The sequence below is a fragment of the Streptosporangium sp. NPDC050284 genome (assembly GCF_044459525.1).
In the GTDB taxonomy this organism is placed as follows: Bacteria; Actinomycetota; Actinomycetes; order Streptosporangiales; family Streptosporangiaceae; genus Streptosporangium.
In genome coordinates, this window is the sequence record NZ_JBITIZ010000005.1 from 353,991 (window position 1) to 368,035 (window position 14,045).

General features: G+C 69.8%; 13 protein-coding genes. 6 read left to right on the top strand and 7 right to left on the bottom strand.

All coding sequences use genetic code 11. The annotated features are described in order from the left end of the window. Positions 1-52: 52 nt before the first annotated feature. The 3 genes from ACIBH4_RS14900 to ACIBH4_RS14910 all read left to right on the top strand — a co-directional run bounded on the left by ACIBH4_RS14900 (position 53) and on the right by ACIBH4_RS14910 (position 3,117). Positions 53-727, top strand: a complete 675-nt coding sequence (locus ACIBH4_RS14900; protein WP_362514528.1) for a hypothetical protein — start codon at positions 53-55, stop codon at positions 725-727. Between the two features lie 223 nt (positions 728-950). After that, positions 951-1,607 carry a DUF998 domain-containing protein gene (locus ACIBH4_RS14905; protein ID WP_362769586.1) on the top strand — a complete coding sequence of 219 codons (657 nt, stop codon included), beginning with the start codon at positions 951-953 and terminating at the stop codon, positions 1,605-1,607. A 67-nt stretch (positions 1,608-1,674) separates the two neighbouring features. Further along, on the top strand, positions 1,675-3,117 hold the full coding sequence (locus ACIBH4_RS14910; protein WP_362514533.1) for a WGR domain-containing protein: 1,443 nt from the start codon (positions 1,675-1,677) through the stop codon (positions 3,115-3,117). A 254-nt stretch (positions 3,118-3,371) separates the two neighbouring features. Here the strand turns inward: ACIBH4_RS14910 and ACIBH4_RS14915 are convergent, their stop codons facing one another. From ACIBH4_RS14915 to ACIBH4_RS14925, 3 genes are all read right to left on the bottom strand, one after another. After that, positions 3,372-4,694 carry an RICIN domain-containing protein gene (locus tag ACIBH4_RS14915; protein ID WP_399172167.1) on the bottom strand — a complete coding sequence of 441 codons (1,323 nt, stop codon included), beginning with the start codon at positions 4,692-4,694 and terminating at the stop codon, positions 3,372-3,374. Between the two features lie 45 nt (positions 4,695-4,739). After that, positions 4,740-6,143, bottom strand: a complete 1,404-nt coding sequence (locus tag ACIBH4_RS14920) for a ricin-type beta-trefoil lectin domain protein (RefSeq protein ID WP_399172169.1) — start codon at positions 6,141-6,143, stop codon at positions 4,740-4,742. A gap of 889 nt (positions 6,144-7,032) precedes the next feature. After that, a complete protein-coding gene (locus ACIBH4_RS14925) occupies positions 7,033-9,411 on the bottom strand; it encodes a Tex family protein (protein ID WP_362766194.1) in 2,379 nt (792 codons plus the stop codon). 294 nt (positions 9,412-9,705) lie between these two features. On the opposite strand from ACIBH4_RS14925, the gene rpmG reads away from it, so the two are divergent. Further along, positions 9,706-9,870: a 50S ribosomal protein L33 gene (gene rpmG, locus ACIBH4_RS14930; protein ID WP_362514545.1), complete on the top strand. Its 165-nt coding sequence runs from the start codon at positions 9,706-9,708 to the stop codon at positions 9,868-9,870. Positions 9,871-9,872: 2 nt separating this feature from the next. Next, positions 9,873-10,118, top strand: a complete 246-nt coding sequence (locus ACIBH4_RS14935; RefSeq protein ID WP_362514549.1) for a type B 50S ribosomal protein L31 — start codon at positions 9,873-9,875, stop codon at positions 10,116-10,118. A gap of 156 nt (positions 10,119-10,274) precedes the next feature. On the opposite strand, the gene ACIBH4_RS14940 is transcribed toward ACIBH4_RS14935, so the two are convergent. From ACIBH4_RS14940 to ACIBH4_RS14950, 3 genes are all read right to left on the bottom strand, one after another. Beyond that, positions 10,275-10,841 carry a cellulose binding domain-containing protein gene (locus tag ACIBH4_RS14940; RefSeq protein ID WP_362514552.1) on the bottom strand — a complete coding sequence of 189 codons (567 nt, stop codon included), beginning with the start codon at positions 10,839-10,841 and terminating at the stop codon, positions 10,275-10,277. 181 nt (positions 10,842-11,022) lie between these two features. Continuing rightward, on the bottom strand, positions 11,023-12,093 hold the full coding sequence (locus ACIBH4_RS14945) for a lytic polysaccharide monooxygenase (RefSeq protein ID WP_362766197.1): 1,071 nt from the start codon (positions 12,091-12,093) through the stop codon (positions 11,023-11,025). A gap of 383 nt (positions 12,094-12,476) precedes the next feature. Next, complete coding sequence (locus ACIBH4_RS14950) at positions 12,477-12,956, bottom strand: GNAT family N-acetyltransferase (RefSeq protein WP_362514558.1); 480 nt, start codon at positions 12,954-12,956, stop codon at positions 12,477-12,479. Positions 12,957-13,111: 155 nt separating this feature from the next. Between ACIBH4_RS14950 and ACIBH4_RS14955 the strand changes: the two genes are divergently transcribed. Then, the gene (locus ACIBH4_RS14955; protein ID WP_362514561.1) at positions 13,112-13,330 is read left to right on the top strand and encodes an EF-hand domain-containing protein; all 219 of its coding nucleotides are present in this window, start codon (positions 13,112-13,114) and stop codon (positions 13,328-13,330) included. Positions 13,331-13,471: 141 nt separating this feature from the next. Here the strand turns inward: ACIBH4_RS14955 and ACIBH4_RS14960 are convergent, their stop codons facing one another. Further along, the gene (locus ACIBH4_RS14960) at positions 13,472-13,819 is read right to left on the bottom strand and encodes an STAS domain-containing protein (protein ID WP_362514565.1); all 348 of its coding nucleotides are present in this window, start codon (positions 13,817-13,819) and stop codon (positions 13,472-13,474) included. Between the last annotated feature and the right edge of the window lie 226 nt (positions 13,820-14,045).

Genomic DNA, 14,045 nt, shown 5'->3' on the forward strand with positions numbered 1-14,045 from the left:
GTCATGGCAGGCCTTGATGACGCTGAAAGGCGCGGTACGTAGTTTTCGAGCCATGTTCACACTCACCAATCCTGACGCGTTCCGTCGCGGGGTCGCGGGCGTCAGCCTCATCCTCGCCCCCCTCTGCCTGCTGCTGGGCATGATCGTCGATCCCCTGGAGTTCGGGGTCGAGGACACCCTCGGCTACGCGGAGAACCCCGGGGCCGCCGGGGTGAGCGCGACGCTCCTGCACTACGCCTGGGTGCTCTGGGTGCCCGGGGTGATCGGCATGGTTCACCTCGTCCGGCGCAGAGGGGTCGTCCTCGCACACCTGGCCGGAGTGGCCGCCGTGATCGGACTGATCAACTTCTCCTCGCTGATGATCTCCGACTTCTTCGACATCGTGCTCTACCAGCAGCTCCCCGAGGAGACGGCGACGAGGATCCTGCAGGACGCCGCACAGCCCGCGCTGATCTTCGCCTGGCAGATCCCGGGCATGGCCGGTTCCTTCTTCGGCCTGGTCCTGGTGGCCGTGGCGTACACTCGCGCGGGCCGGGCCGGGTGGTGGTTCCCGGCCGGCGTGTTCGCCGGGCTGGTGGTCTGGGTGATCGGCGCGCGGCTGTGGAACCCGCTGCTCGGCTACTCGGGCCCGCTTCTCCTGCTGGTCGTCTTCGGCGCGGTGGGCGTGGCGATGATCCGGATGAGCGACGAGGAGTGGAGCCCGTCCCGCGCACCGGTCGTCGCGTGACCGCTTCCCGGCGGGCGGCGCGCTCGCGGGGGCTCACCCCGAGGGGGACCCTGATGAGGGCCGCCCTACCATCGGAGGTTTTCCCGCAGGTCAGGCAGGCGGGGCGGGGGCCGTGCCGGGGAGGACGGCGCTACCTGGCCCCGACATCCCTACGGGATCGTTCAGGGATGTCGGAGGGCTCTCTCCGATATTCCGGAATCCTGGTCGTCGCCATCGTTGAGGCATGGGAAGTCAGGCGTTCACGGGGTCGGCGATGGTCTTCGGTGGTTACGCGGCGATCGGCGCCGGGGCCGCCGCGATGCTCGGGCTGCACGTGGTCACCGGCCTCGATCCGGTGCACACCGTGATCAGCGAGTACGCGTTCGAGGCGGACGGCTGGTTGCTGCCCCTGTCGCTCACGCTCTTCGCCGCCGCGGCGACGATCATCGGGGCGGTGCTGGCCCGGCGCGGGGAGGACCGCGCGGTGGCACTGCTGGTCGGAGTCTGGGGCCTGTGCATGCTGCTGATCGGAGCCTTCCCCACCGACGAGCCCGGCGTGCCGCTCTCGATGTCAGGTGGCATCCACAGGTACGCGGCGTTCGTGGCCTTCCTCACCATGCCGATCGCGGGGCTGCTCCTCGCCAGGCGGTACGCGACCAGCCCGTACGCCCGCGCGGTCCGGTTGCTCAGCCTGGCCGCGGTGGGCGTGCTGGTCCTGGTGGTCCTCCCGTACGCGGTGCGGATGTTCGGCGTGGACCTGGCCAACGACGACATCCCCGCGGGGGTGACCCAGCGGCTGGTGGTGGGCTTCGAGGTGGCGGTGCTGGCCATGCTGGGGATGGTGGCCGGTGCCCGGCGCGGACGCGTCCGCCGTCCGCTCCCGGCGGCCGCCCGCGCCTGACCCGTTCCCGGTTTGTCGTACGGCTGCCCTACGCTCCCGGAAAGTCGATCGATCGAGAAGGTGGAGCATGGCCGCGCGGAGCACTTACCTGGAACTGTCCGAGGACGGCGGAAGCTCGCACAAGTTCTACGAGGTCGTGGTCGACGGGACCGAAGTGACGATCAGGTACGGCCGCATCGGCGAGTCCGGCCAGTCCAAGGCGTCGGCGTTCGCCAGTGAGGCGAAGGCGGAGGCGGCCGCCGCGAAGAAGATCAACGAGAAGGTCCGCAGGGGGTACGCCCCCGCGGTCCAGGGAGTGCGCCAGCGCCGCACGGTCACCCGGCGCAGCGTGGAGAGCAGTCGCTCCACGGCCACCCAGGCGCCGGTGCTGTGGCGCTTCGCCAGCGGCGCGGCGGCGTTCGGCATCTTCGTCGACTCCGAGCGCTGCTGGGTCGGCAACCAGCGCGGCGACGTCTACACCGTCACCCACGGCGGCACCGTCACCGGCCGCTTCAAGCTGCCGGACGGGGTCAAGTGCATCGTCGGCGACGACTTCTGGATCTACGCGGGCGCCGACGACGGCAAGGTCTACGACCTCGGCGGCAAGGTTCCCAGGGTCGCGTACGAGATCGCCGAGGACGTCGACATCTACTGGCTGGACATCCACGACGGCGTGCTCGGCGTCTCCGACCGGGCAGGGCGGATCACCACCATCGACCACGAGGACGAGTTCCAGTGGGCGCGCAAGGGCAGGGGCGACTCGGCCTGGATGGTCCGTTGCGACGACGAGGCCGTCTACCACGGCCACTCCACCGGCGTGGCCCGCTACGACGCCGCCGACGGAGCGCCGGTCTGGGAGACGCCCCTCACCGGCGCGGTGCTCTTCGGCTGGCAGGAGGCCGACTCGGTCTACGCGGGAACCTCGCGCTCCACCGTGCACCGCCTGCGCAAGTCCGACGGCGCCTCCCAGGCGGTCTACCGCTGCGACGCCACCGTCTTCTCCTGCGCCACCGCCCCCGGCGGCCGGTACGTCTTCGCCGGAGACAACCACTCCTCGATCTACTGCTTCGACCAGAGCGGCGAGCGCCTGTGGAAGCTGGCCACCGGCTGCGGTTCCGCCTTCTCCATGCAGTATCTCGACGACCGCCTCTACATCGTCACCACCGACGGCACCCTGGCCTGCATCGACGCGACCGAGGAGGCGATCAGGGCGGCCCAGGACGGCACCCTCCCCGAGGCCGTCGACGTCAAGGCGTCCGCCGGGCTGGCGGTGGTGGAGCCCACCGCCGTGCTGGAGACCGTGGTGTTCGACAGCGTCCCGGACACCGGCGACGGTGTGGTGCTCGAGTGCTTCCGCGAGGGCGAGCGACTCCGGGTGCGGGTCCTCAGCGAGGGCTACGACGCGCGGCGGAACGTGCAGTTCCCCAAGGGCGTCAGAGAGGCCGGGGCCCGCTACCTCGTGGAGGGCGTCCGCTTCTCCGAGCGCGGGGGTTTCTACCGCGCGTACGGAGACATCAGGCGCCTGCTCTGAGCTGCCGGGCGGACGTTCGTCAAGCAGACGGGATCTTGTCATAGTGCCGCGAGGCGCCGGGCCGCCCTGGCGTCTCCGGAGTATCGAGGGAGCTTTTCTCACCCGGGAATGTCGGATACCGAGCACGCTTTCCGAGGCGTCTCAAGCGGATCGGGAGGACGGGGAGGACCCGTCACGGGCAGGCCGACGACAGCGGGACAAGCCCGGCGCGGGCCGGAACCGAGGGTGAGGGTTCCGGCCCGCGCCGGAGCGGGTCAGGACGGGACGTTCCACTTCTGGTTGGCGGTGCCGCCGCAGGTCCAGATCTGCAGGCGGGTGCCGTTCGCGCTGGACTGGCCGGTGGCGTCCAGGCACTTGTTGGCGGCCGGGTTCACGAGATCCCGGGCCCCGCTGTAGACCCACCGCTGTGCCGCGGTGCCGTTGCAGTCGTACAGCTGGATGGGGGTGCCGTCGGCGGTGCCGGCGGCGGTGACGTCCAGGCACTTGCCCAGGGCGCGCACGGTGCCGTCGGTGCCCATGGTCCACTGCTGTGCGCCGGTGCCGTTGCAGTCGTACAGCTGGATGGGGGTGCCGTTCGCGGTGTTGGCCGCGGCGACGTCGACGCACTTGCCGCCGATGCCGGTGATCTGCCCCGTACGGCCACCGCCGGTCGGCGGGGCGTAGACGCGGACGTAGTCGATGGTGAGCTGCTGGGGGAAGGTGGTCGAGGCGTCGGGCGAGCCCGGCCAGTTCCCGCCGACGGCGAGGTTGAGGATCATGAAGAACGGGTGGTCGTAGACCCAGGGGTTGCCCCGCGTGTCGGCGGGGGTCTTCCTGGAGTACTGGACGCCGTCGACGTACCAGGTCACCGCGCCGGGCTCCCAGTCGACGGTGAAGGTGTGGAAGGCGTCGGCGAAGGCCTGGCCGGCGGGGAGGTTGTAGCTGCCGCTCAGCGGGTTGCCCCCCGAGTAGCCGGGGCCGTGGAGGCTGCCGAGCACCTGCCCGGGGACGCTGCCGACGTTCTCCATGATGTCGATCTCACCGTTGGCGGGCCACTGGGCCCCTCCGGTGCCCAGCATCCAGAACGCGGGCCACATGCCCTTGCCCCTGGGGAGCTTCATCCGCGCCTCGAAGCGGCCGTAGGCGCGCGTGAAGGTCGCGGCGGTGGTCAGCTTGCCCGAGGTGTACTCGCACGAGCCGTACCAGCAGCCGTGTCCCGCGGGGTTGCCCTTGCGGGCGGTGATGACCAGGTTGCCCGCGCCGTCGTGGGCGATGTTCTCGTTGCCGGACGTGTAGTACTGCCGCTCGTTGTTGCCCCAGCCTCCGCCGCCGACGTCCCGGCGCCATTTGGCGTTGTCGGGGCCGGTGCCGGAGGCCGCGTTGAACTCGTCCGACCACACGAGGGGTCCGGGGGCCGGGGCGGCGAGGGCCTGCTGGGTGGCACTCTGGACGGCGGTGGCCTGGGCCCCCGCCTGGGAGGGGACGAGCGTGGCGGAGCCGAGGGCGAGGAGTGTCGCGGCGAGGAGGCCGCCGATCCGCGCGAACCGCGTCCGCGAGGGGCGAGGGCCGGTAGGGGGTGCCGGGCTGGTGACGATCATCGGCTGTTCCTTTCGAACCGGTGTCCGCTGGAGGGGGGTCACGGTCTAGAAGCCGGCCGTGATGCGGGTGAACTCCCAGTTGGGCTGGGAGATGCCGCTGCACTCGGAGGAGGCGTTGCCGCCGGGGCAGGGACGGTCGCGGTTGACCGCCCAGTAGGCGAAGCGGGTCAGGCCCTTGGACCTGGCCCAGTCGCGGATCTGGGTCCAGGCCTGGGTGGTGGTGAGCTCACCCTGGTCCGACAGGCCGTTCATGCCGGAGATGCCCATACGGGCGTACGCCTGCGCGTCGGTCCAGCCGTTGGCGGCCTTGAGCGCGTTCTTCAGCCCCTCCGAGGAGCTGACGGTGGCGTTGTAGATGTTCGAGGCGCCGAAGTTGAACGGCATGATCGTGTAGTTGTCGATCGGCACGGCGAGCGCCTTGGCCTGGTTGATCAGGCGGACACCGGCCGAGGTGGGGCCGTTCACCCCGGTGCCGAAGGTGACGGCGATCTTGACGTTCGGGTTGTTCTGCTTGACGATCTTCAGGCCGTTGAGGATGCGGTCCTGGACGGTGTAGTTCTCGAACTCGTCGGTGTTCTCGATGTCGAAGTCGACGACCGCGGGGCCGACGGCGTTGATCACCTGCTGCACCGCTCCGGCGTAGGCGGCCGGGGTGGAGCAGTTCGGGCCGAGCTTGTTGCCCGACCATCCGCCGAAGGAGATCTGCACGCTGCCGCCCGCGGCCTTGATCTGGTTGATCGCGGCCTGGTCGGCGCCGCCGGTCAGCGGCCTTGAGCCGTCCCAGGCGGGGTTGCAGCCGCCGCCGGACAGGATGAACGCCATGGTGAAGGACTTCACGCCGGTGGTGCTCATGATCGTTGCCGGGCTCGGCGGGTTGCCCCAGCCCATGTAGAGGTAGGGGGCTCCGGCCATCTTGCCGGCCGGCGGGGGCGTGGTGCCGCCGTCGCTCGGGGCGTTCCACTTCTGGTTGGCGGTGCCGCCGCAGGTCCAGATCTGCAGGCGGGTGCCGTTCGCGCTGGACTGGCCGGTGGCGTCCAGGCACTTGTTGGCGGCCGGGTTCACCAGGTCGTTCGCGGCGCTGTAGGCCCACTGCTGTGCCGCGGTGCCGTTGCAGTCGTACAGCTGGATCTGCGCTCCGTCGGCGGTGGAGGCGGCGGTGACGTCCAGGCACTTGCCCAGGGCGCGCACGGTGCCGTCGCCGTTGCGGGTCCACTGCTGTGCCGCGGTGCCGTTGCAGTCATACAGCTGGATGGGGGTGCCGTTCGCGGTGTTGGCCGCGGCGACGTCGACGCACTTGCCGCCGATGCCGGTGATCTGCCCGGTGGCGGCGGCGGCCGGGGACGCGGTGGTCACGCCGGCGAGGGCGAGAACGACGACGGTGAACATCCCGCCGAGAGTGGCCGGGAGCGACATGCGACGGCGCCGGGGAGGCGGCTGTCCTGTGTCCATGCGCGGATTTCCTTCCGTCTTGGGAGGCGACGTGCGGGTGACGTCACGCCCGGGCGGGGACGTGACGTGCGCGTGACCTCACGACCCGTACGAGCGGGGGACATGCGGGCGGTGCCGGACGCGGAGAGCGTGCCTTTCGCGGGCGGCCGTACGGCGTCCCTGAAATGGGTCGCCATGCGGCGGCACGCGCCGCTCGGCGCGTCCTGGGCCCTGCCGCGACGGATACGGCAGGGAGAACGGGAGCCCTCACGGGCGGGAGGCGGTCGGTGTGCCCCCCGTTCGTGAAGGGGTGTTGTCAGGGTGGTGGAGCGGGGCGCGGCCACCGCGCCCGCCGCCACACGGCGTCAGGAAAGCGAGTCATGGAGGTCCCTTCGCGGCAGGCTCTCGCTTGCCCGGACCTTAGGACAGACTTCGTTCCTTGGTCAATACAAGCAGTAAAAAAAGCATCACAGCACCGGTCTCATGTTCGTGCGGACCGCTGTGAGCTCTCGGAAAAAATGGAAAGTTTGTTTACGGTAGAAGCCCTGAGAGGAACGTTCCAGAGCTCTACGTTGTCAGGATCCCCTGTCAGGAAATCTCGGGTGGGTGCCGGAGGGGGTGCGAGAGACCCGATGCGGCGACGCTCAGGACGGGGTGTGTACTCCTCCGGCCTCGTTCGCGGACACCCGGGGTCGCGCCCTGCGGGGCCGCCGTCCGCGAGCGGGGCCTGTGCCGGTGAGGGGCCGCCGGCTGTGAGCGGGGACCGGGGTCGGCGAGGGCCCGTCGTCTGTGAACGGGGTCGGCGTCCCCGGTCGTCGGTCTCGCGCCGGGGACGTCTCGCGCCGGGGACACGGCGTCGCGTGCCGGTCCCCGGCGATGTGTCCCGCGGGTGTGCGGGGCCTGCGGATATCTAGCGTTTGCCGCCTGAGCCGTCGAGCCCCGCGCGACGCAGGGCGTCGGCCATCGCGCCGCTCGGCGCGTTGCGCTGCCGGTCGCCGCGTCCCTGTCCGCCGCCCTGGCCGCCGCGTCCCTGGCCGCCACCGCGCCTGCCGCCGCCGTCACCCTGGCGCTGCCCGCCGCCACCCTGCTGGTCACGCTGGTCACGCTGGTCGCGCGGCCCACGGGGCCCCGAGGGCTTGACGTCGTCCTCCAGGCGGAGGGTGAGCGAGATGCGCTTGCGCGGGATGTCGACGTCGAGCACCTTCACCCGGACGATGTCGCCGGGCTTGACCACCTCGCGCGGGTCCTTGACGAAGGTGTGCGACAGCGCCGACACGTGGACCAGGCCGTCCTGGTGCACACCGACGTCGACGAACGCGCCGAAGGCGGCGACGTTGGTGACCACGCCCTCCAGCAGCATGCCGGGCTTGAGGTCGGAGATCTTCTCCACGCCCTCCTTGAAGGTCGCGGTCTTGAAGGCCGGACGCGGGTCGCGGCCCGGCTTCTCCAGTTCGGCGAGGATGTCGGTGACGGTCGGCAGGCCGAAGGTGTCGTCCACGAACTCCTGCGGGCGCAGGGCACGCAGCGCCGTACCGTTGCCGATCAGGGACGCGAGGTCGCCGCCGGTGCTCTTCAGGATGCGCCGCACCACCGGGTACGCCTCCGGGTGCACGCTGGAGGTGTCGAGCGGGTCGTCGCCGTCGCGGATGCGCAGGAAGCCCGCGCACTGCTCGAAGGCCTTCGGGCCGAGCCTCGGCACCTCCTTCAGCGCCTTGCGGGAGCGGAAGGGCCCGTTGGCGTCGCGGTGCTGGACGATGTTCTCCGCGAGCCCGGAGCCGATACCGGAGACCCGGGTGAGCAGCGGCGCGGAGGCGGTGTTGACGTCGACGCCGACCGCGTTCACACAGTCTTCCACCACGGCGTCGAGAGAGCGGGAGAGCTTGGTCTCGGCGAGGTCGTGCTGGTACTGGCCGACGCCGATCGACTTGGGATCGATCTTCACCAGCTCGGCGAGGGGGTCCTGGAGCCGCCTGGCGATCGAGACGGCGCCGCGCAGCGACACGTCCATGCCGGGCAGCTCCTGGGAGGCGAACGCGGAGGCGGAGTAGACCGAGGCCCCGGCCTCGGACACCACGATCTTGGTCAGGCCGGGGACCAGCTTGACCAGCTCGCCCGCGAGCTTGTCGGTCTCGCGCGAGGCGGTGCCGTTGCCGATCGAGACGAGCTCCACGCCGTGCTTCTTCGCCAGCGTGGCGAGGGTGGCCAGCGACTGGTCCCACTGGCGGCGCGGCTCGTGGGGGTAGACGGTGTCGGTGGCCAGCACCTTGCCGGTCGCGTCGACCACCGCGACCTTCACGCCGGTGCGCAGCCCGGGGTCCAGCCCCATGGTCGCGCGGCTCCCCGCGGGCGCGGCGAGCAGCAGGTCGCGCAGGTTCGCGGCGAACACGCGTACCGCCTCCTCCTCGGCGGCCTGCCACATGCGCGTCCGCAGGTCGATGCCGAGGTGGACGAGGATGCGGGTGCGCCAGGCCCAGCGGACCGTGTCGGCCAGCCACGCGTCGGCGGGCCTTCCCCGGTCGGAGATGCCGAAGCGGTGCGCGATGCGGCCCTCGTAGGTGCCGGTTGGCTCCTGCTCAGGCTCCAGGGTGAGGGTGAGAACCTCCTCCTTCTCGCCGCGGAACATCGCCAGGATCCGGTGCGAGGGCAGTTTGGTGAACGGCTCGGCGAAGTCGAAGTAGTCGGAGAACTTGGCGCCCTCCTCCTCCTTGCCCTCGCGGACCGCCGCGAGGAGGCGGCCCTTCGTCCACATCCGTTCGCGTAGCTCACCGACGAGGTCGGCGTCCTCGCCGAACCGCTCGACCAGGATCGCGCGGGCACCGTCCAGCGCGGCGGTGGCGTCGGCCACCCCCTCGCCGACGAACGCCTCGGCCGCGGCCCGCGGATCGACCGACGGGTCGGCGAGCAGGCCGTCGGCGAGCGGTTCGAGCCCCGCCTCCCTCGCGATCTGCGCCTTGGTCCGCCGCTTGGGCTTGTACGGGAGGTAGATGTCCTCCAGGCGGGCCTTGGAGTCGGCGAGGAGGATCTGCGCGCGCAAGGCGTCGTCGAGCTTGCCCTGGGCGTCGATCGACTCCAGGATCGCGGTGCGCCGCTCCTCCAGCTCCCGCAGGTAACGCAGCCTCTCCTCCAGCGTGCGCAGCTGCGTGTCGTCGAGCATCTCGGTGGCTTCCTTGCGGTAGCGGGCGATGAACGGCACGGTGGCCCCGCCGTCGAGCAGGTCCACCGCCGCACTCACCTGTCGCTCGCGCACACCCAGCTCTTCGGCGATCCGCTGATGAATAGACGTGGTCACGATCTCTCTTCCTCTGTGATGGCAGTCCCAAGTTACCGCCTCACCCCCCTGCCGGCCCGGAGAGCCGGAGGGATGAATCACCCGAGATCGGGAGGAGAACCGTACGCTCGGCGGTCCCCGCTGAACGCGCCGGTCGTCCGAGGCGATGAGGTCGGGAACTCCGCTGCCCTCGCGGGCGGACCGCCGCCAGAACGCCTGAAGGGTGTACCGGGAGGGGGGCTCAGGCGGGAATGTCCGGCTAATGAAAACCGTTATCGTCTGCGTCGGGTAATCCGCCCTTCGAGAGGAGCAGGCGTGGCCAAGAACGAGGTGCGCCCAGTGATCAGGCTGAGGTCCACGGCGGGCACCGGTTTCACCTACGTGACCCGCAAGAGCCGGCGTAACGACCCCGACCGGCTCACCCTCGTCAAGTACGACCCGATCGTCCGCCAGCACGTCCCGTTCCGAGAGGACAGATAGCCATGAAGAAGGGCATCCACCCCGACTACCGCCCGGTCGTCTTCCGCGATCCGAGCGCGGGTGTCGCCTTCCTGACCCGTTCGACCGTCACCAGCCGCAAGACCGTCGAGTGGGAGGACGGCGCCGTCCACCCGCTGGTCGACGTCGATGTCTCCTCGGCGAGTCACCCCTTCTACACCGGGCGCGGCCGGGTCGTCGACACGGCGGGGCGCGTCGAGCGCTTCCAGCGGCGCTACGGCAAGAGCTGACATCCAGCCCGATTCCGGCCCCGGCCTTGGCCGGGGCCGTGCCGTTTTCCGGTGGCCTTCTCGCACCCCCACCTCGCCGGGACGCGCGGTGCCGCTCATCGGGGCGCGAGCCACCGTGGGAGGCCGTGTGCAGGCCGCGGCCGGCCGTCGGCCCCGTCAGCCGCAGGTGATCTCGGTGAAGGCCGGGGGTGTGGTGGCGGACCCCACGAAGCCGATGTCGGTGGCGGTCGCCCCCGGTGCCAGCGACGGCTTCTCGGTGGGGGCGTGGAGCATCGCGACGGGGCCGCTCTGCATGTGGGTGCCGTTCCACGACTGGGTGAAGGTCGCCTCGCGCGGTTGCATCCACTGGATGTACCAGTCGCGTATCGGCTTGTCGGTGGTGTTGGTGATCGTCGCGGCGCCTCGGTAACCGCCGGGCCATGACTCCACCAGGGTGACCGTAGCCCGGCACCTCTTGGTGCCCGGGGCAGGGGTGTTCTGGCCCTTGTCCTCGTGGAGGGGCGTGGAGGACGATGCCGCCGAGGGGTTCCCGTCATCGGACGGGGACGCCGGGGGGTTCCCCTGGACGGACGGGGACACCGAGGCGACGTGCTGGGAGATCGGGTGCGCCGCGGTGTGTCCGCTCTCCTGTGTCCGGCCGGCGCAGGCCCCCGCGACCAGGGCCACCGCCGCTCCGAGCGAGACGAGACCCAGCAGTGGCGCGATCTTCGTGGTGAACGGCACGGGACTCCCTTCCGCCCTTTTCGCGAGGGCGCGGCGGCCGTGGGGAGGGGCGGTGATCCGGTGCGGTTGTGGCGGTCCCGCGGTCTGCCGGTCCGCTCATCCGTCGGTCTGTCGGAACGAATGGGGCGAGGGGGGAGACGGGTCGGTCCCCGCCGGTGGCACCGGCGGGGACCGCGTTACGTCAGGGGCTGGAGCAGGTGACGCTCGGAGAGCCGCTGGTGCCCGATCCGGTGAACCCGAAGGTGGTCGAGGCGCCGGGGGCTATCGTGCGGTTCCAGTCGACGTTCTTGGCCGTGACGGTGGATCCGGACGTGGTGTGCGTGGCACTCCAGAGGCTGTTGATGGTGCTGCCGCTGCCGAGTGTCCACTTCGCCGTCCAGCCGTTGATGGCGGCCGATCCCGAGTTGCTCACGGTCACCTCGCCCTGGAAACCGCCCGACCAGGAGCTGACGGTCTTGTAGGTGGCGGTGCACGCTCCGGTGCCGGGGGTCGGCGTCACGGTCGGCGTCGGGGTCGGGGTCGGCGTCACGGTCGGCGTCGGGGTCGGGTCCGGGTTGTTGCCCGAACGGCCGACTCCGGTCACCTGGCCGTTGCCGCCGTCGAAGACGACGTCGGAGCAGTTGTAGAACGTCTCAGCGCTGTCGGAGCGCTTCCACACCGAGTAGATGATGTGGCGGCCCGACTTGCCGGACGGGAGCCTGGCGTTCCAGTAGTAGTTGGCGTCGTTGGTCCCGGGGGAGCCGACGCTCTGCGGGTGGTCGGCCGTGTGGAAGGGTTCCGACTCCAGGTCATCCCAGGTCAGAGCCCGGTTGGGGTTCCAGCCGTCCTTGGTGATGTAGAGGTAGAACCAGCCGGGGTGGGCGGCCCACTTGTTGTACTTGAACTGGATGTTCGCGCCCGCGGTCAGGTGCGTCACCGGCCAGTTGGCACTCGGCAGGTCGTACCCGCTGTAGCCGGGGTTGCCGCCGCTGCACGCCTGGCCGTCGGGGATGAACCCGCGGGTTCGCCCGGCTCCGTCGGACCGCAGCAGGCTGAACCAGTTGTACAGCGAGTTCGCCCCGCTCTGGGCAACCGCCGCCGAACACGCCGAGTTGATCGGCACGATGTTCCCCTGCGGGGAGAGGCCGTCCTGCCAGCAGAAATACGTCCGGCTGCCGGGCACCATCATCGCGCCGTGCGCGGAGGCCGGTAGGGGAACGAGAACGACGGCGAGCAGCGCGGTCATGAAAGTGACCACACCGGCGACAGCCATACTTCGCCATTTACTCACAGAATTACCATCCCTTTCGAGGGGGTGACGAGGCATTGATCAATGGCGGTGAGGCGCTCACGCGAGACGGACTCTAGGTCGCAGGTTGCGGGGGTGTAAACGGAGTGCTTCTTTCACCATGAGGTAGCGGCTTGTTGTACCAGTTCAGGGGGTTACGGGGTGATTTCACCCGATGAAAGGTTCACGGTTGGGGTGCCCTGTGGTGAGTCTCCGCAGTAAGGGCCGCACCGGGTGGAGAACGAAGGACTTGCGGATCTTCGAGGTGTAGGAGAAAGCGGTGGGGGAAAATGAAAGACCGGCCGGAGGATTTCCGGCCGGTCTTCGGCGAAAGGCGGGTCCTGGGCGAGACGCCTTTCCCCGGGGGGCTACCGCGCTCTTTCCGCCGCGACCTTCTCCAGTGCGGGCCCCGTGAGGCGGTACCCGTCCCACTCGTCGAGCGGTTCCGCGCCGATCGCCCGGTAGAAGTCGATGGCCGGGGTGTTCCAGTCGAGCACCGACCATTCGAAGCGGCCGTAGCCGCGCTCCACGCAGATGCCCGCCAGTTCGGCGAGCAGCCTCCTGCCGTGTCCGCCGCCCCGGTGGGCCGGATGGACGAAGAGGTCTTCGAGATAGATCCCGTGGGTGCCGAGCCAGGTGGAGTAGGAGACGAACCAGATCGCGAACCCCGCGATCCTCTCCCCGTCGACGGCGATGTGGCAGAACACGCTGGGGGAGGGGCCGAAGAGCGTCTCGTGGAGCATGTCGGGGGTGTTCTCGACCTTGTCCAGCGCCTTCTCGTACTCCGCGAGTCCACGGATCATGTCGATGATCGCCGGGACGTCGTCCGGCGTTGCGGGGCGAATCATGCTCGAAGTCTAGGGCGGGGCCGCAGTCAGGGATGAGCTGGAAAAGGATTTTTGGTGATAAAAGGTGTCATATGGGGTCGCATAGCTGTACGGGTGACGCCTCCCGTAAGTTGTCTGCTGATCGAAGTGCGGGTCGTTGAGAGAGGCGGGTCACCATGTCGACAGAACCCCACGGGGAGCGGCTGGCGGAGCTCAGGGAGACGTTCGCGGCCATCGACACCGATGGCGACGGATTCATCACGGAGCGGGAGTTCGGTGAGCACTTTCCCGCCCTGCCCGCCGAGGCCATCGGATCGCTGAACCAGAACGGCGACTCCGACGGCGACGGCCGGCTCTCGTTCGAGGAGTTCGTCCGCCTGGTCTCCCGCGACTGACCGTTCCCCGCTCTCTGGGGGGCCACCGATTCCGGTGGCCCCCCAGAGAGCGGGTGCCACCTGGTGCGATCTTCTCTCGGCGTTCTCCCTCGTGACGTCGGGCGCCGCGGGTATGACCGCGATCACCGGAGGCGGCGGGGATCAGCGCGGGACCGGGACGTGACTGTCGGAGACCTCGCGCAGTGACTCCTCGACGGTGGAGTCGATGGGGAACGCCTCTCGCAGCCTGGTCAGATCGAGCAGGCGGCCGAGGAATCCGTGCACGCCGACGAGGCGCAGCCAGCCTTTCCGCTCGTAGGCGCGTCGCAGGCTCGTCAGCAGCACCCAGATGCCCGTGGAGTCGCAGAATTCCAGCCCTGTCGTGTCGACGACGAGGCAGACGTGACCGCGCCTCATGAACTCCGCGATTTTCTCCTCAAGCAGGGGTGCCGAGGACTTGTCCAGGTCGCCGACCAAGGTCACCACGGAGAAGTGCGGGTGCGCGTCCATGCTTATGGAAAGTCGATTCATATCGCCCCGCTGTCTACGACGGGTGAAGACAGCGCCCTGTTGGGAGCCGTACGAAGGACGGGTGCCGTTACCCCCACCGTACGCCCGTCGCTCATGACAGTTCAACAAGTGATTGCGAACCGTCAGCGGTCAAGGAATCCGGAGGCAGACCGCCACGCCCCGGTTTCGTCCTCAGCGCGAGACATCACAGGACCAGGCCGTCGCG